At 75.4% G+C, this 16,115-nt stretch carries 16 protein-coding genes and 1 pseudogene; 11 read left to right on the forward strand and 6 right to left on the reverse strand.

Annotated features, from left to right (window positions below; translation table 11 throughout):
* Window positions 1-9: 9 nt before the first annotated feature.
* The 3 genes from ACFQH9_RS14710 (at window position 10) to ACFQH9_RS14720 (ending at window position 3,501) form a co-directional block, all read left to right on the forward strand.
* Entirely contained in the window at window positions 10-465 is a 456-nt protein-coding gene (locus ACFQH9_RS14710; protein WP_379566653.1) for an alpha/beta hydrolase fold domain-containing protein, read from the forward strand.
* A gap of 13 nt (window positions 466-478) precedes the next feature.
* Window positions 479-1,609, forward strand: a complete 1,131-nt coding sequence (locus tag ACFQH9_RS14715; RefSeq protein ID WP_379566633.1) for an LLM class flavin-dependent oxidoreductase — start codon at window positions 479-481, stop codon at window positions 1,607-1,609.
* Window positions 1,610-1,704: 95 nt separating this feature from the next.
* Window positions 1,705-3,501 carry a sigma-54-dependent Fis family transcriptional regulator gene (locus ACFQH9_RS14720; RefSeq protein ID WP_379566634.1) on the forward strand — a complete coding sequence of 599 codons (1,797 nt, stop codon included), beginning with the start codon at window positions 1,705-1,707 and terminating at the stop codon, window positions 3,499-3,501.
* Window positions 3,502-3,555: 54 nt separating this feature from the next.
* On the opposite strand, the gene ACFQH9_RS14725 is transcribed toward ACFQH9_RS14720, so the two are convergent.
* Window positions 3,556-4,776: an acyl-CoA dehydrogenase family protein gene (locus ACFQH9_RS14725; protein ID WP_379566636.1), complete on the reverse strand. Its 1,221-nt coding sequence runs from the start codon at window positions 4,774-4,776 to the stop codon at window positions 3,556-3,558.
* A gap of 171 nt (window positions 4,777-4,947) precedes the next feature.
* Between ACFQH9_RS14725 and ACFQH9_RS14730 the strand changes: the two genes are divergently transcribed.
* A complete protein-coding gene (locus ACFQH9_RS14730; protein ID WP_379566637.1) occupies window positions 4,948-6,690 on the forward strand; it encodes a proline--tRNA ligase in 1,743 nt (580 codons plus the stop codon).
* Between the two features lie 66 nt (window positions 6,691-6,756).
* Window positions 6,757-7,629, forward strand: a pseudogene (locus ACFQH9_RS14735) (LLM class flavin-dependent oxidoreductase); the annotation flags it as partial.
* Between the two features lie 7 nt (window positions 7,630-7,636).
* Here ACFQH9_RS14735 and ACFQH9_RS14740 read toward each other — a convergent pair.
* Together ACFQH9_RS14740 and ACFQH9_RS14745 are read right to left on the reverse strand one after the other, a co-directional pair.
* Window positions 7,637-9,355, reverse strand: a complete 1,719-nt coding sequence (locus tag ACFQH9_RS14740) for a serine/threonine-protein kinase (protein ID WP_379566639.1) — start codon at window positions 9,353-9,355, stop codon at window positions 7,637-7,639.
* A gap of 107 nt (window positions 9,356-9,462) precedes the next feature.
* The gene (locus ACFQH9_RS14745; RefSeq protein ID WP_379566640.1) at window positions 9,463-10,314 is read right to left on the reverse strand and encodes a DUF8017 domain-containing protein; all 852 of its coding nucleotides are present in this window, start codon (window positions 10,312-10,314) and stop codon (window positions 9,463-9,465) included.
* A gap of 73 nt (window positions 10,315-10,387) precedes the next feature.
* Here ACFQH9_RS14745 and ACFQH9_RS14750 point away from each other — a divergent pair, with 73 nt between their 5' ends.
* Window positions 10,388-10,711 carry a hypothetical protein gene (locus tag ACFQH9_RS14750; protein ID WP_379566641.1) on the forward strand — a complete coding sequence of 108 codons (324 nt, stop codon included), beginning with the start codon at window positions 10,388-10,390 and terminating at the stop codon, window positions 10,709-10,711.
* Window positions 10,712-10,837: 126 nt separating this feature from the next.
* Here ACFQH9_RS14750 and ACFQH9_RS14755 read toward each other — a convergent pair whose 3' ends face one another.
* Window positions 10,838-11,248: a secondary thiamine-phosphate synthase enzyme YjbQ gene (locus ACFQH9_RS14755; protein ID WP_379566642.1), complete on the reverse strand. Its 411-nt coding sequence runs from the start codon at window positions 11,246-11,248 to the stop codon at window positions 10,838-10,840.
* Window positions 11,249-11,423: 175 nt separating this feature from the next.
* On the opposite strand from ACFQH9_RS14755, the gene ACFQH9_RS14760 reads away from it, so the two are divergent.
* On the forward strand, window positions 11,424-12,440 hold the full coding sequence (locus ACFQH9_RS14760) for an aminotransferase class V-fold PLP-dependent enzyme (RefSeq protein ID WP_379566643.1): 1,017 nt from the start codon (window positions 11,424-11,426) through the stop codon (window positions 12,438-12,440).
* A 131-nt stretch (window positions 12,441-12,571) separates the two neighbouring features.
* Here the strand turns inward: ACFQH9_RS14760 and ACFQH9_RS14765 are convergent, their stop codons facing one another.
* Together ACFQH9_RS14765 and ACFQH9_RS14770 are read right to left on the reverse strand one after the other, a co-directional pair.
* Window positions 12,572-13,021, reverse strand: a complete 450-nt coding sequence (locus ACFQH9_RS14765; RefSeq protein WP_379566645.1) for a ferritin-like domain-containing protein — start codon at window positions 13,019-13,021, stop codon at window positions 12,572-12,574.
* Window positions 13,018-13,530: a hypothetical protein gene (locus ACFQH9_RS14770; protein ID WP_379566646.1), complete on the reverse strand. Its 513-nt coding sequence runs from the start codon at window positions 13,528-13,530 to the stop codon at window positions 13,018-13,020. Before ACFQH9_RS14770 ends, ACFQH9_RS14765 begins: the two co-directional genes overlap by 4 nt.
* 119 nt (window positions 13,531-13,649) lie before the next feature.
* On the opposite strand from ACFQH9_RS14770, the gene rimP reads away from it, so the two are divergent.
* From rimP to ACFQH9_RS14790, 4 genes are all read left to right on the forward strand, one after another.
* Window positions 13,650-14,213: a ribosome maturation factor RimP gene (gene rimP, locus ACFQH9_RS14775; RefSeq protein WP_379566647.1), complete on the forward strand. Its 564-nt coding sequence runs from the start codon at window positions 13,650-13,652 to the stop codon at window positions 14,211-14,213.
* Complete coding sequence (nusA, locus tag ACFQH9_RS14780) at window positions 14,210-15,274, forward strand: transcription termination factor NusA (protein ID WP_379566648.1); 1,065 nt, start codon at window positions 14,210-14,212, stop codon at window positions 15,272-15,274. Before rimP ends, nusA begins: the two co-directional genes overlap by 4 nt.
* A gap of 113 nt (window positions 15,275-15,387) precedes the next feature.
* A complete protein-coding gene (locus tag ACFQH9_RS14785; RefSeq protein WP_379566654.1) occupies window positions 15,388-15,660 on the forward strand; it encodes a YlxR family protein in 273 nt (90 codons plus the stop codon).
* Window positions 15,661-15,756: 96 nt separating this feature from the next.
* The coding region (locus tag ACFQH9_RS14790) for a translation initiation factor IF-2 N-terminal domain-containing protein (RefSeq protein ID WP_379566649.1) at window positions 15,757-16,115 on the forward strand (359 nt) is incomplete at its 3' end.

Genomic DNA, 16,115 nt, shown 5'->3' on the forward strand with positions numbered 1-16,115 from the left:
GGCCTGGCGCTGGCGGTCCTCGCCGCGGCCCGGGACGCCGGCGACCCGATCCCGGCGTACCGGGTCCTGATGTCGCCCTGGGCCGACCTCACGCTGGCCGGGGACTCGATGACCGGGCGCGAGGCGGTGGACCCGCTGGTCAGCCGGGCGGTGCTCACCGAGATGCAGCAGGGCTACCTGCAGGGCGCGGACCCGGCCGACCACCGGGCGTCGCCGCTGCTGGGGAACCTGGCCGGGCTCCCGCCGCTGCTCGTGCAGGTGGGCAGCAGCGAGGTCCTGGAGGACGACGCCGTGCGGATCGCCGACGGCGTGCTCCGCGCGGGCGGCGAGGCGTTCCTGCAGGTCGGGTACGAGATGGTGCACGTGTTCCAGATGTTCGCCGACCGGCTCCCCGAAGGCGCCGCCGCGATCGACCGGATCGGCGACTTCGTCCGGTCCCGGGTCCCGGCCGCGGCCGCGGTCTGAGCGGGGGACGACGATGGAGTTCGGCTTCCTGACCCAGGGCTACCTGCCCGCCGACCGGCGCACGGACCCGTACGCCGAGCATCGCGTCCTGATGGACGACCTGGAGCTGTGCCTGGCCGCGGAGCGGGCCGGCTTCAAGTACATCTGGATCTCCGAGCACCACTTCCTCGACGAGTACAGCCACATCTCGTCCAACGACGTCTTCCTCGGCGCGCTCGGTGCGCTCACCTCGCGCGCCCACATCGGCTCCGGGATCTTCAACCCGCTGCCGCGCGTGCACCACCCCGCGGCGGTCGCGGAGCGGGTCGCGATGCTCGACCACCTCACCGAGGGCCGCTTCGAGTTCGGCGTCGGCCGCGGCGCCGGCAGCCACGAGGTGAAGGGCTTCCACACCGACGTCACGGACGTGAACGAGACCAAGGACATCTTCTTCGAGACGGTGCCCGAGTTCGCGAAGATGTGGCTCTGGGACGAGTACCCCGGCTTCACCGGCAAGTACTGGGAGATGCCGCCGCGGCGGGTCCTGCCCAAGCCGTACGGGCCGCTGCACCCGGCGATCTGGTACGCCGCCGGCAACACCTCGAGCTTCGAGATGTGCGGCCGGCGCGGGATGGGTGCGCTGGGCTTCTCCCTCGACGAGATCCCGAAGACCGAGGTGGCCATCAAAGCCTACAAGGACGCCGTGGCCCGCTGCGACGACCCGATCGGCGCCTGGGTCAACGACAACCTCATCGTGGCCAACGGCTTCAACTCGATCGCCGAGGACCGGGAGACCGCGCGGCGGGACTTCCTCGCGGGCGGCAACAACTACCAGATGTCGCAGGTCTTCCGGTACCACGACACCTTCCCCCGGCCCGAGGGCTTCCCGGTGTGGCCCGAGGTGCTGCCCGACCTGACCGAGGAGGCGCTCGACGGGTTCCTCGAGCTGGGCGCGGCGGTCGTGGGCGACCCCGACGACGTCGTCGCCCAGCTCCGCCGGTGGGAGGCCACCGGGGCCGACCAGTTCCTCATGCTGCGTGGCGTGAAGTCCAAGGAGGAGACGCTGCGCATGCTCCGGCTCATGGGCGAGCACGTGATCCCCGAGTTCGACACGGAACCCGAGCACCGCACCACCCGGCAGCGCCGCGCGGCCGCGGGCGGCTGACCCGGCGTCGGACGAACGGTCGTCAGGTCTTGCCCTGACGACCGTTCGGCGGGCAGGGTCGAGAAGATCGGGGGCATGCCGACGAGGAGGTCGGGGTGGGGCACGGGAGGTCGTCCGCGGGCGGCGTCGTGGCGTACGGCCGCGGCGCGGGGCCGGCGCGCTGGAGCCCGGAGGGGCAGCGGCTCATCCGCCGGGCGCGGGAGCGGCTGCTCTCCGGCGGGGCGGAGTCGTCGGCGGAGCCGACCGCCGCGGACGGGCTGGTCCGTCCCGAGATCGCGGCGTCGTGGCGGCGCTCGCTGCTCTCCGGTGTGGACCCCTGCCGGATGCCGGCCGGCGGCGCCGACCCGGACCGGGCGGGCACCCCCCGGCTGCTGCGCGCGGCCGAGCCGGTTCTCGACCGGCTCGTGACCCAGCTGGCGGGCACCTCGACCGCCGTCGTCCTGGCCGACGCCCAGGCGTGGATCCTGTGGCGGGGCGCCGGGCGCGCGGCCCTGTTCGCCGGCCTGGACCGGATCTCCGCCTCGCCCGGCTGCTGCCTGGACGAGGAGCGGGTGGGCACCAACGGCCTCGGCACGGTGGTCGAGGAGCGTCGCCCCACCCTGATCGTCGGCGGCGAGCACTACCAGGACGCGATGCAGGACTTCACCTGCGTCGGCGTGCCGATCCTCGACCCGCTGTCCCGCCGGCTCGAGGGCGTGCTCGACCTGACCTGCGCCTCGCGGGACACCAACGAGCTCCTGCTGCCCCTGCTCACCGAGACCGTCCGCGAGATCGAGGCACGGCTGCGCGAGCAGGCCACCGTGCACGAGCGGGCGCTGTTCGAGGAGCTCGTGGCGCGGTCCCGGCGCCGGCGCAGCGTGGCCGTCGCCTCGCTCAACGAGGAGTTCCTCTTCACCAACTCCGCGGCCGCCCAGCTGTTCGAGCCCGCCGACCACGCGCTGCTGTGGGACTGGGCCCGCGCCGCGGTGTCCTCCGGCCGCGAGGTCACCGGGCGGCTCACGCTGACCCGCGACGTCGTCGTCGACGCCCGGTGCGCCCCGGTCGACTGCGGCGGGCCGTGGCCGGCCGGGGTCGTCGTGACCATGGTCCCGGCCGAGGGCCGGCCGACGGCCGCCGGACCCGACACGGGATGGACCAACGTGCTGCGTCGGGCGCGCCGGCTGGCCGAGCTGGGCGGGCCGGTGCTGCTGCACGGCGAACCCGGCGTCGGCAAGGTGTGGCTGGCCGGGCGGGTGCACGAGCGGCTGCACGAGCACACCACCGCCGGCCCCTGCACCGTGGTCGACTGCCGGGCCCCGGGCGCGACCGCCGACCTGGCCGCGGCCCTGTCCGACCCGCACGCGACCGTCGTGCTGCGCCGCGCCGAGGAGCTCGACGGCGACGGCGCGGTGGCCGCCCTCGTCGGTGCGGCCGCCGCGCGCGTGGTCCTCACCGCGACCCGCCCGCACGGGCGCCCCGGCGGACTGCTCGACGAGGCCCGGGCCGCGCTGGCCGTGCCGCCGCTGCGGGACCGGGCGGCCGACCTGCCCGGCCTGGTCGACGACCTGCTCGGCGAGCTCGCCCCCGCCGACGGGCCCCGGCCGCGGTGCACCGCGCAGGCCCTGACCGCGCTGCGCACCCAGCCCTGGCCCGGCAACGTCCGCGAGCTGCGCCGCGTCCTCGCCACCGCCCTGGTCACGGCGATGCACTTCGACATCGGTGTGCGGCACCTGCCGGAGGGGTACCGCGCGGGCCCGCCGACGCGCCCGCTCGCGCGCCTGGAGAGCACGGAGCGGGACGCGATCGTGGCCGCCCTGGAGAAGGCCGGCGGCAACAAGGAGCGCGCCGCCGCCGACCTGGGCATCTCCCGGGCGACGATCTACCGCAAGATCCGCCGCTTCGGTATCGCCTGACCGCCGTGCGCGGTGAGGGGTGCTCTCCCGGCACCTCTCGCCGCGCGCCTCGGTTCAGACCAGCAGCAGGCCGTCGGGCTCGTCGGTGACGCCGAGCAGCGCCGCGCCGGCGGTGACCGCCGCGCCGTCCCAGTGCAGGTAGGAGTGGCTCTTGAGGGTGTCGACGTCCCGCTTGTAGCGCTGGAAGGGGCTGCGCAGCTCGTTCACGCTGGACCCGGCGCCGTCGAGCATGGTGTCGATCGCCTCGCGCGCGAGCCGGCAGATCGCGGGGGAGGCCATGCGGAGCTCACAGGCCTGCTCCAGGGACGCCTTCTCCCCGGCGTCGGCGAGCTCGGTGACCACGCGGTGGGTCTCGTCCCACACCAGCCGGGCGATCCGGGTGCGGGTGACCGCGTCGCCGTAGCGCACCCACGCCTCGCGGTGCTCGCGCTGCGGGCCGAGCCCGAACCCGACGGTGCGGGTCAGGATCCGCTGCTTGTAGTCGGCCAGGCAGGCCTCCGCGCTGCCGACCGCGACGGCGGCCAGCAGGACGTCGAACATCCGGATCATCGAGAAGCCCTCGAGCGGCCGGTCCTCGCCGTGGTCGAGCGGGTGGATCGGCTCCTGCCCGAACACGGTCCACTGCCGGTCGGCCGGCACGAAGAGGTCCTCGCAGGAGAAGGTGTTCGAGCCGGTGCCCTTCATCCCGGACATGTGCCAGACGTCGTGGATCGTCACGTCGGCGACGTCGACGACCAGGCCGAGCAGCGCGGGCTCGCTCCCGTCGCCGCGGTCCTCGGTGGTGATCAGCAGCGAGTACTCGGAGTTCATGATGCCGCTGGCGAAGGGCCACCTGCCGGTGAGCCGCCACCCGCCCTCGACGGGGACCGCCGTGCCGGACGGGGTGGCCTGGAAGCCCGCGGACAGCGCGCAGGGGGCGAACGCCCTCCCGTGCAGCAGGTGCGGGGTGTCCTGGACCAGCGACACGTTGTGCACCACCAGGAACGAGTAGACCCAGGCCGTGGAGGCGCAGCCCTGGGCGAGGATCCGGGTGATCGTGCCGAACTCCCGCATCCCGTAGCCGTACCCGCCCAGGCTGCGGGGCGCGACCAGGTCGAACAGGCCGGCGTCGGTCAGGTCGGCCATGGTCTCGTCCGGGATCCGGCGCAGCTCCTCGCAGTGCTGGGCGCGCCCGCGCAGCACCGGGACGAGGGCCTCCGCGCGGGCGACCAGCTCCTCCGCGGAGGGCCGCTCGCCCCGTCCGGTCTTCTCAGCGCGTTCCGCGGTCGCGGTCATCGTGCACACCGTCCTTCTCGGCGGGGCCGGACTCCGTCGTCGCGGCCTGGCCGGGTCATCAGAACGCGCGGCGGGTGGTGCGCGGAGGTCTCACTCTGAGATGGAGCCCGGGCCCAGGTGGCCGCAGGACCGATGCTCGTCCCGCCCGCCCCCCTCAGTACCCTGCTCAGCGTGTTGACCAGGATGTCGTCGCTGTTCCTCCGCACCCTCCGCGAGGACCCGGCCGACGCGGAGGTGCCCAGCCACAAGCTGCTGGTCCGCGCGGGCTACGTCCGCCGCGTCGCCCCGGGCGTCTACTCCTGGCTGCCGCTCGGGCTGAAGGTGCTGCGGCGCATCGAGAACATCGTGCGCGAGGAGATGGACGCCATGGGCGCCCAGGAGATCCAGTTCCCCGCGCTGCTGCCCCGCGAGCCGTACGAGGCCACCAACCGCTGGACCGAGTACGGGCCGAACCTGTTCCGGCTCAAGGACCGCAAGGGCGGCGACTACCTGCTCGGTCCCACGCACGAGGAGCTGTTCACCCTCGCGGTGAAGGGCGAGTACTCCTCGTACAAGGACTACCCGGTCATCCTGTACCAGATCCAGACCAAGTACCGGGACGAGGAGCGGCCCCGCGCGGGCATCCTGCGCGGGCGCGAGTTCCTCATGAAGGACTCGTACTCCTTCGACCTGTCCGACGAGGGGTTGTCGGAGTCCTACGCCAGGCACCGCGAGGCGTACATCAAGATCTTCGGTCGGCTCGGGCTGAGGTACGTGATCGTCGCGGCCACCTCGGGCGCGATGGGCGGCTCGGCGTCCGAGGAGTTCCTGGCGGAGTCGGAGACCGGCGAGGACACCTTCGTGCGCGGCCCGGGCGGCTACGCGGCGAACGTCGAGGCGGTGACCACGCCCGCGCCGCCGGCCGAGTCGATCGAGGACAAGCCCGCCGCCGTCGTCCACCACACGCCGGACACCCCGACCATCGAGACGCTGGTCGACTTCCTCAACGCGCACACGGACCGCAAGTTCACCGCGGCCGACACCCTGAAGAACGTGCTGCTGAAGACCAGGCAGCCCGGCGCGGAGGAGTGGGAGCTGCTGGGCGTCGGCGTGCCCGGCGACCGCGAGGTCGACATGAAGCGCCTCGAGGCCTCGCTGGAGCCGGCCGAGGTCGCGCTGCTCGAGGACAAGGACTTCGCGGCCAACCCGTTCCTGGTCAAGGGCTACATCGGGCCCGAGGCGCTGCAGGCCAACGGCGTGCGGTACCTGGTCGACCCGCGCATCGTCACCGGCACCGCGTGGGTGACGGGCGCGGACAAGGCCGACCACCACGTCGTCGACCTCGTGGTGGGGCGCGACTTCACGCCCGACGGCACCATCGAGGCCGCGGAGGTCCGCGCCGGCGACCCCTCGCCCGACGGCACCGGCGTGCTGGAGGCCGCGCGTGGCATCGAGATCGGGCACATCTTCCAGCTCGGCCGCAAGTACGCCGACGCCTTCGCCCTCGACGCGCTCGGTCCCGACTCGAAGCCGGTCCGGATCACGATGGGCTCCTACGGCATCGGCGTCTCGCGGCTGGTCGCGGCGATCGCCGAGCAGAGCCACGACGAGTCCGGGCTGATCTGGCCGCGGTCGGTGGCGCCGTACGACGTCCACGTCGTGGTCGCCGGGAAGAGCGCGGAGCTGCTGGAGGGCGGCGAGGCCGTGGCCGCCGAGCTCGAGGCCGCCGGTCTGCAGGTGATCCTCGACGACCGCAAGGCCAGCCCCGGCGTCAAGTTCGCCGACGCCGAGCTGATCGGCGTGCCCACGATCGTCGTCGTGGGGCGGGGCCTGGCGGAGGGGAAGCTCGAGGTCAAGGACCGCCGCACCGGCGAGCGCTCGGAGATCTCCCGGGAGGGCGCCGCCGAGGCGCTGGCCGCCCTGGTCCGCGGCTGACCCCCGGGCGTCCCCGGCGAGGGGCACCTGTGATCGGTCTACGACACGCCGCAGCAGAGCCCGGACGTCTGGATGACGCTCGCCCTCGCCGCCGAGCGCACCGAACGGATCGGCCTCGGACCGGGCGTGCTGGTCCCGACCCTGCGCCATCCCATGGTGAACGCGGCCGCGACCGCCGCGCTCGCCGCGCTGGCCCCCGACCGGGTGGCGGTCTCCTTCGGGACCGGGTTCACCGGTCGCCGGGCCATGGGCTACCGCGCGATCCCCTGGTCGTACATGGACTCCTACATCCGCACCTACAAGGCGCTGCTCCGCGGTGAGGTGGTCGAGTGGGAGGGGGCCGAGATGCAGATGCTGCATCCCGAGGGCCACGCTCCCGCGCGGCCGGTCGACGTGCCCGTCCTCGTCGGTGCCCTCGGGCCCAAGGGCCACGAGGTCGCCAAACGGGTCGGCGACGGGCTGTACGTGACCCTGCAGATGCCGGCGTTCGCCGGCGAGTACTCCTGGGTGCCGTACCTCGTGTGGGGCACCGTGCTCGACGAGGGGGAATCCACGGACTCCGAGCACGCCCGGGTGGCGGCCGGACCGGGATGGGCCCTGGCCTACCACGGCGCCTACGAGTTCGGTGGCCCGTCCGCGGTCCGGGAACTGCCCGGGGGAGCCGAGTGGATGGACGTCGTGGAGCGCACACCCGAGCACCGGCGCCACCTCGCGGTGCACACCGGGCACTGCGTCGAGCTGGGCGAGGCCGACCGGGCGGCGTGGCGGGCCGGTGGCCACGTCATGCTGCGGGACGTGACGCTCAGCGGGACGCGCGACGAGATCCGGCGCCGGCTGGCCGAGGCCGAGGCGGCGGGTGCCACCGAGATCGTGTTCCAGCCGTGCGGGCCCGACGTGCGGACCGAGCTCGAGAGGTTCTTCGAGGCGGCCAGCTCCTGACGATCCGTCAGCGGCCGGGGGCCCTGAAGTCGTTGGCGCTCCACCAGTCGTAGAGCGCGGCCATGTCGCCGTCACTGCGGCGCAGGTAGCCGAGGGCCAGCGCGGTGTTGTCCGCCCAGAACAGGTAGGCCGCGCCGCTCGCGGCGTCGTGGTAGCAGCCCACGCGGCCGGCGAACCGGTCGTTCTGGCTGTAGCCGGTCGCGATCGTGGTGCCGGTCCTGCAGCCCGAGTGCTGGCCGTTCTCGACGAGCGGGACGCTCGCGGCGCGCGCGGCGCCGTCGAAGCCCTCGTCGAGCCGGCTCTGCTGCGCGTACCGGGTGAAGGTGCCGCCGTCGGGGCCGTCGGCGGGGCCGTTCTCGCACACCAGGTAGGACAGCGCGCCGATCGTCCTCGCGGTGCCGGCGTCGGCCGTGCAGTTGGCGGTGGAGAACCCGGCCGGGAGGTCGGCGAGGAGGGCGGCGTCGCCCGACCCGGCGGCGACGGTGGGGGCCACGCTCTGCGCGGTCGGTGCGGACCGTGTGGCGGTCGGAGGGGCGGTCGGGGTGGGGGCCGGCGTCGAGCCGCCCCGCACCAGCAGCAGCACGGCGGTGGCCAGCCCGCCGAGCACGACCAGCACGCCCACGACGACGACCGCGATCGCGGCCCGGGAGGTGCGCCTGCGGGGCGGCGGCGCCTCCCGGCCCGGGCGCACCACGGTGTCGGGCGCCGACGACCAGCCCGTCGCCGACCCGGCGGGCGCCTGGCGCGGGTCGCTCCACGCCGGCCCCGACACCCCGGCGGCCTGGCGCGGGTCGCTCCGGGCCGGGGTGGGCGGGCCGGACCCGAAGCTCGACGGCCGGGGCCCGCCCGCCGGGGCGGGCGGCACGGTCGGCACGGAGCCGGCCGAGGTCCCCACGGCCGCGCGGGCCGCGGCGGCCAGTGCGCCGGCCGTCGGGAAGCGCTGGTCGGGGTCCTTCGCCATCCCGCGCGCGGCGACCTCCTCGAGCGCCGCGGGCACGTCCGGCCGGCCGATCGGGGGCGGCGGGACCGACAGGTGCGCGTGCATCAGCGTGGGCAGGTCGCCCGCGAAGGGCTGCCGCCCGGACAGGGCCTGGTGGAGCACGCAGGCCAGGGCGTAGACGTCGACCCGGCGGTCCGCGGGCACGCCGTGGAACCGCTCCGGCGCGAGGTACGCGACCGACCCCGGGACGGTGCCGCTGCGGGTGAGCTGCTCGCCGTCCTCGCCGGCGGCGGTGGAGCTGGCGATGCCGAAGTCGAACAGGTAGGCGAACACGCGATCCGGGTCGACCCGGTCGGTGACCCCGGCGAGCAGGATGTTCGACGGCTTGACGTCCCGGTGCACCATCCCCTCCGCGTGCGCGGCGTCGAGGGCGCTCGCGACCTGCGAGACGACCGCGACCGCCGCGGCGGGGGAGAGCGGCCCGTGCGCCGCGAGCCAGGTCCCGAGGTCCGAGCCCTCGACCAGGCGCATGTCCAGGTAGAGCCGGCCGTCGATCTCGCCGAAGCGGTGGATGGGCACGATGTGCGGTTCGCGCAGTCGCGCCGCGGCCCGGCACTCGCGGCGGAAGCGCTCGGTGTACTCGGCGTCCCCGGCCAACGCCGCCGGCAGGACCTTCAGTGCGACCTCGCGGTCGGTCTCGGTGTCGTAGGCGCGGTAGACCTCGCCCATCCCGCCGCGCCCGAGCAGCTCCTCGATCGTGTAGGGGCCGAACGTCGTGCCCTGCACCGTGCCCCCTCCACACCCGCGGCACGGCGGCCGCGGAACCCGGACCGACCCGTCCGAACCGGACCGTCACCCGCCCACCGGCGATCTCGGGCCGGGCCGCGGGGACGTTACCGGGCCGGCAGCGCCGCGGTGCCGACGATGTCCTCGAGCGTCTCCGGCGGGACGAGCGGCGGGGTCGCCGGGCCGCCCACGGTGTCGGCGTTCGCGACCAGGAGCGCGGTGCCGCCCGCGGGCACCGGCACGGCCAGCACCAGCGTCCGGCCCCCGGTGGCGAGGCAGCCGTCGTCGACCGGGGTGCTGGAGACGGCCTCGACGACGGCCCCGGTCGCGTCCCCGATCCCGACGGTCCGGGGCTCGCTCACCTCGACACGCGGGCCCCGGCCGGCGGTGCTCGTGTAGAAGGAGCGGCCGAACTCGGCGGCGAAGCGGCGGGCCAGCGTCGCCGGGTCGTCCGGCGACCGCACCAGCGCGCTGGTGGCCGTGCCGCGCTTGTAGGGGTCGCCCCGGCAGACGTAGCCGGGGGCGTCGGCGCCGCCGGCGGCGGCGTCGCCGAGCCCGCGCGCGGCCACGTCGTCGAGCGGGGTCCAGTCGCCGGGGACGGCGTAGGTCAGGTAGGGCGTGTCGACGGGCCGGTACCCGGCCGGGACGGTCGGCCCCGTGAGGGCGCCGGCGAGGAACCAGGCGCCGCCGCCGATCGCCGCGAGGGCCAGCACGATGACCGTGGTGAGCCCGGCGATCCAGCGGCCGGTGTGCTCCTCGCGCGGCTCGACCGGCGGCGGGGCCCACGGCCGGCCGGCGGCCGGGTCCGGCGGCGGGCCCCAGGGCTGCTCGCCCGGGATCTCGGGCTCGCCCTCCCGGCCGGGCACGGCGGGGTAGCGCTGGCCGGGGTAGTGCGGGGCGTCGGACGGGGTGGGCTCCGGGCCGACCGCCGGCCCGCGGGGCACGTCCGACCCGTCCATGCGGCGGAGGGTAGCGCGGCGCCGGCTCTCGATCATGATGGCGGCCGGGCCCGGGGTGTGGTGTCCTTCCGGCGTGGACGTGCTGGACGCGCTGCGCCGCCGGATGCCGTGGCTGCTCTGGGCGATCCCGGCGGTCGGCCTGCTGGCGGCGCTCGTCCTGGTCCTGACCGGCGCCTACACCGCCGCCGGCGTGGTGGCGGCCGGGGCGCTGCTCATGGTGGAGCCGTTGCGCCGCATCACCGTCGCGTACCTCCCCGTGGACCTCGACGACGACGAGATCGCCGAGATCCGCGAGGTCAAGCGGCACCAGGGGGAGGTCGCCGCGATCCACCGGCTCCGCGAGCTGCGCCCCGCCACCGGCCTCGCCGCCGCCGCCCGCACCGTCCGCGATCTCTGATCCGGCCCGCTCGCCCCCGGGACCGGTGGTCGACACCGCAGGCCCGGGAGGTGCGCGACGCGCCGAGCCCGGCGCGAGCCCGGCCTCCGGGCTCTGCGGTCGGCCGAGGAGGTCCGGGGCGTGCGGTCACCCGGGGAGGAAGGACAGCCGGACCGTCCGCACCGCGTTGTCGACGTTCGTGTCCACCAGGCACACCGACTGCCAGGTGCCGAGCGCGAGCTCGCCGTCGATCACCGGGACGGACATCGAGGGCGCGACGATCGCGGGGAGCACGTGGTCGCGGCCGTGGCCGGGGCTGCCGTGGCGGTGGGTCCAGCGGTCGTCGGCGGGGAGGAGGTCGCGCAGCGCGGTGAGCAGGTCGGTGTCGCTGCCGGCCCCGGTCTCGATCACCGCGACGCCCGCGGTCGCGTGCGGCACCCAGACGTTGAGCAGGCCCTCCCGCGCCGCGACGGAGCGCAGGTGGTCGGCGATCCGCGAGGTCAGGTCGACGACCCGCTCCTCGCCGCCGGTCCGGACCTCGATCAGCTCGGTGTGCATGCCCCGACCCTAGGAGAGCGCCCCCCGCCCGGCCTCCCGCGGCACCGCCCCGACCCGCGAGTCGGGACTACTGGCACCGCGAGTCGGGAGTTGTGGCACCGCGAGTCGGGAGGTTCGGCCGCCGTCGAGCCGAAATCGGTCCGCGGGCGCAGCGGGGCCGCCGTAGGGTCCGGGTGTGCGTGAGGCTTTCGGACGGATCTTCGACGTGCCCGACGGCTACCTGAACACCGCGAGCGTCGGGGTACCGCCGCGCGAGACGGCCGACGCCGTCGACCGCGCCCTCGACGCCTGGCGGCACGGGACCGGCCGGGCCACGGACTTCGACGGCGTGGTGACCCGGGCCCGCGCCGCCTTCGGCACGCTCGTCGGCGTCGAGGCCGACCGGGTCGCCGTCGCCGGCTCGGTGTCGCCGCTGGTCGGGCTCGTGGCCGCCGCGACCCCGGACGGCGCGCAGGTCCTCGTGGCGGAGGGGGAGTTCAGCAGCGTCACCTACCCGTTCGCCGTGCAGGGCCGCGGGATCACGGTGACCGAGGTGCCCCTGGAGGAGCTGGGGGAGCGGGCCCCGGAGGCCGACGTCGTCGCGGTGAGCGTCGTCCAGTCGCTCGACGGCCGGCTCGCCGACCTCGACGCCCTGCGCGCCGCCCGCGCGTCCGGCACCCGGGTGCTGCTCGACGTCACCCAGGCCGCCGGGTGGATGCCGCTGGACCTCGGCTGGGCCGACGCCGTCGCGGGCGCCTGCTACAAGTGGCTCTTCGCCCCGCGCGGCGCCGCGTGGATGGCGGTGCACCCGGATCTCGAGCTCGTCCCGCACGCCGCGAACTGGTACGCCGCCGAGGACGCCTGGGGCAGCACCACCGGCCTCCCGCCGAAGCTGGCCGCCGAGGCGCGCCGGCTGGACACCTCACCGGCCTGGTACTGCCACGTCGGCGCCGCGGACTCCCTCGGCTGGCTCGCCGGGCTCGACCTCGCCGCGGTCCGGGCGCACTGCGCCGGGCTGGCGGACCGGTTCCGCGCCGGCCTCGGCCTCCCGCCCGCGGGATCGGCGATCGTGCACGTGAACGTGCCCGAGGCGGCCCGCCGGCTCGCCGACGCGGGGATCGTCGCGACCGCGCGGGGCGGCGGGGCCCGGCTCTCCTTCGGCCTCTACAGCACGGACGACGACGTCGACCGTGCCCTCGTCGCCCTGACCTGACCCCTCCCGCGAGTCGGCACTCTCGGGGCACCGAGTTGCACCTCTCGGGAGCTCCCCGGATGTGGGGTTCGGTGACCCGGAAGTGCCGACTCGCGGTGCCGGAACTCGCGACTCGCGGACGCGGCTCGGGGTCAGCGGACGATGCCGGGGAGGGAGGGGATGGTGGGGGCGGTGCCCGTGGCGGCACGCCAGCGGGAGGCGCGGACCGTCCCCTCCGACAGCGCCTTGAGCGCCGCGACCCGCAGCTGCTGGTTGGTGGTGTGCTCCAGCACCGAGCGCCAGGCGGCGAGCGCGTCCGCCTCCGCGGTCACGGCGAGCCGCCCGGCCGACAGCGCGTCCGTGACCGGCACCGGGGTCGCGTACGCCGGCTGCGCCGACACCGGCCGCGCCCCGACGTCCGTGAGCGTCTGCTCGATCTGGCTGCGCAGCGTGCGGTGCCCGGCGATGTCCTGGCGCGCCACGGCGGCCTGGTCCGCGGGCACGAACGCGAGGATCAGCGTGTAGGACCACAGGGCCGCGTGCTCGGCGGCCAGGGCGCCCTGCAGCGCGTTCACCGCCTCGTCGTCGATCGGGACGCTCATGAGGTCTGCGGCGCCCCCAGCACCGCGGTGTAGGCCGCGCAGCAGGCGGCGACCGAGCCGACCAGCCCGGCCCGCGCGGCCGGGACGCTGCTCACCAGCGCGGCGGCCTCGCGGGCGGCGTCGGCGACGGCCTGCCGGACGGCGTCCAGGTCCGCGCCCGCCCGGGGCGTGGCCGGTGCGGGCGCCGGGACCGGGGTGGTGGTGCCCGCGACCCGGGCGATCTCCTTCTCCAACGCGTCCGCGTGGTCGGCGCGGGCCGAGCGGAGCGGGTCGAGCCGGTCGGCCAGCGCGGGATCGGCCGTGATCGCGGCCGTGACCAGCTCGGCGTCCGCCCGCGCGCGGGTGACCAGCGGGATCAGCGGGTCCGGCCCGTCGTCGGCGGAGCCGGCCGCGCACCCGGTGAGCACCGGGGCCGCGAGCCCGAGGCCGCCCGCCGCCAGCCCCAGCGCCAGCACCCGCCGGCGGGTCAGCCGCGCGGCGGCCGGGGGGAGCGGGGGGCCGGGGTGCACAGCCCGGCATCCTGCCAGCCGCCGGTGCGACGACGGGGCACGGGTCCGGCCGTCCCTCCGGTCGTCCGCGATAGGCTGGACGGCCGTCCGACCCTGCGCGCCGCCGCCGAAGGAGATCCATGCCGAGCCCCGCCCCCGATCAGCTCACCGGCACGCTGCGCGGTGTGCTGGAACCCGTCGTGGCCGAGGCCGGGTTCGAGATCGAGGAGGTCGAGGTCCGGGCCGCCGGGCGCAAGCACACCGTGAAGGTGGTCGTCGACGTGCCCGAGGACGCGGAGGAGACCGCCGTCGGGCTGGACGCGATCGCTCGGCTGAGCCGCTCGGCGGCGGCGGAGCTGGACCGGCACGAGCACCTGATCGCGGGCTCGTACACGCTGGAGGTGACCTCTCCGGGCATCGACCGCCCGCTGACCCGGCCGCTGCACTGGCGGCGCGCGCACCTGCGCCTGGCCCGGGTGACACTGGTCGACGGCGGGACGCTCGACGTGCGCGTCGGGCGCGCGGGCCCGGAGTCGGTCACGGTGCTGGAGGCGGGCGCGAAGCGGCCGCACCCGCGCGAGCTGCGCTACGCGGACGTGACCCGGGCCGTGGTGCAGGTGGAGTTCAAGGCGCCGCCGAAGGCGGAGGTCGAGGCGCTCGACGGGTCCGGCGGGGCGGACCCGGGGAACGAGGAGCAGGCATGAACGTCGACATCGCGGCGCTGCGGGCCATCGAGCGGGAGAAGGAGATCCCGTTCGACACGGTCATCGAGGCAATCGAGACCGCCCTCCTCACCGCGTACAAGCACACCGAGGGCCACCAGCCGCACGCGCGGATCGACATCGACCGCAAGACCGGGCTGGTCCGCGTGATGGCGCACGAGGTCGGCGAGGACGGTGAGCCCGGCCCCGAGTGGGACGACACGCCGGAGGGCTTCGGCCGCATCGCCGCGACCACCGCCCGCCAGGTCATCGTGCAGCGGCTGCGGGACGCCGAGCACGAGCGAACCTACGGCGAGTTCGCCGCCCAGGAGGGCGAGATCGTCTCCGGCGTGATCCAGCGCGACGCCCGGGCCAACGCCCGCGGCGTGGTCGTCGTCTCCCTGGGGCAGATCGAGGGCGTGCTGCCCCCGACCGAGCAGGTGCCGGGGGAGCGCTACGAGCACGGCGACCGGATCCGGTGCTACGTCGTCGGCGTGAGCCGGGGAATGCGCGGCACCCAGATCACGTTGAGCCGCACGCATCCCAACCTCGTGCGCAAGCTGTTCGCGCTGGAGGTCCCCGAGCTGGTCGACGGATCGGTGGAGATCGTCGCCGTCGCCCGTGAGGCCGGTCACCGCTCGAAGATCGCGGTGCGGTCCAAGGTCCCCGGGGTGAACCCGAAGGGCGCCTGCATCGGCCCGATGGGCCAGCGGGTGCGCAACGTCATGAGCGAGCTGCACGACGAGAAGATCGACATCATCGACTGGTCGGAGGACCCGGCGACGTTCGTCGGCAACGCGCTCTCGCCCTCGAAGGTGGTGTCCGTCACGGTGATCGACGCGCGATCGCGGACCGCGCGGGTCGTCGTGCCGGACTTCCAGCTCTCCCTCGCCATCGGCAAGGAGGGGCAGAACGCGCGGCTCGCGGCCCGTCTGACCGGCTGGCGGATCGACATCCGCAGCGACGCGGACCCCCGTGCGCAGGCCGGCCGGACGGAGGTCGACGCGACCCCGGAGGACCAGTCCCCCGTGGCGCGCACCTCGGGGACGGAGTCGGTCGGCTGAGGGAGGACGCGCTACACTCGACCCCGGCCCGCAACCGGGCGTCCGGCCCCGTCCGCACGTGCGTCGGGTGCCGCACCCGGGAGCAGGCCACCGGTCTGTTGCGCGTCGTCGCGGTGGACGGGGCCCTGGTCCCGGATCCGCGTGGGCGCCTCCCCGGTCGGGGTGCCTGGGTGCATCCCGCCGCGGGATGTCTCGACCGGGCCGAGCGCCGATCGGCGTTCCCGCGGGCACTGCGTGTCCCGGGGCCGCTGTCGGTGGCCGCGGTCCGGTCGTACCTCGACGGGATCAGCGCCGCTCCGGCGGCGGATCCCGCTGGGGGGCAACAGGAGGGAGTCGGGACAGTCCCGGTTCCGTCAGTCACGGAAGACAAGGTCGACCCGTCATGAGCCAGTCGTGAAGATCGCACCATGAACGTGCATCGACTCTAGGTTCGAGGTCGAGCGGACACCTGCCGCCCGGCCTCTCGGAGACATAGGAGAGCAGTGGCAGGCAAGGCCCGCGTGCACGAGCTCGCGAAGGAGCTCGGTATTTCCAGCAAGCAGGTTCTCAGCAAGCTTGCGGATCTCGGGGAGTACGTGAAGTCCCCGTCCTCCACCGTCGAGGCCCCGGTGGCGCGCAAGCTGCGCGACTCCATGGCCGGCAACGGTGGCGGCCCCCGTCGTGGGGTCCCCGGTGGCGGCGGCAGCCGTCCCCGGCCCGGTCAGTCGCCGACCCCCGGCCCGCGCCCCGGCGCCCGGCCGTCCGGCCCCGCGCAGGGTTCCGATCAGGGTCCCGCGTCGACCCCGGGCCCGACCCCCGGCCCGGCGCGCTCCGGCGCGCCCGCTCCCGGCCCGCGCCCGGG

Origin of the sequence: Pseudonocardia lutea (assembly GCF_042658055.1) — a bacterium.
Classification (GTDB): Bacteria; Actinomycetota; Actinomycetes; order Mycobacteriales; family Pseudonocardiaceae; genus Pseudonocardia; species Pseudonocardia lutea.

What these genes read in the sequence shown, in the direction of transcription:
- ACFQH9_RS14715 (WP_379566633.1), top strand. Translation starts at nt 479, where the DNA reads ATGGAGTTCGGCTTCCTGACCCAGGGCTACCTGCCCGCCGACCGGCGC.
- ACFQH9_RS14725 (WP_379566636.1), bottom strand. Translation starts at nt 4,776, where the DNA reads ATGACCGCGACCGCGGAACGCGCTGAGAAGACCGGACGGGGCGAGCGG.
- ACFQH9_RS14745 (WP_379566640.1), bottom strand. Translation starts at nt 10,314, where the DNA reads ATGGACGGGTCGGACGTGCCCCGCGGGCCGGCGGTCGGCCCGGAGCCC.
- ACFQH9_RS14755 (WP_379566642.1), bottom strand. Translation starts at nt 11,248, where the DNA reads ATGCACACCGAGCTGATCGAGGTCCGGACCGGCGGCGAGGAGCGGGTC.
- ACFQH9_RS14765 (WP_379566645.1), bottom strand. Translation starts at nt 13,021, where the DNA reads ATGAGCGTCCCGATCGACGACGAGGCGGTGAACGCGCTGCAGGGCGCC.
- rimP (WP_379566647.1), top strand. Translation starts at nt 13,650, where the DNA reads ATGCCGAGCCCCGCCCCCGATCAGCTCACCGGCACGCTGCGCGGTGTG.
- nusA (WP_379566648.1), top strand. Translation starts at nt 14,210, where the DNA reads ATGAACGTCGACATCGCGGCGCTGCGGGCCATCGAGCGGGAGAAGGAG.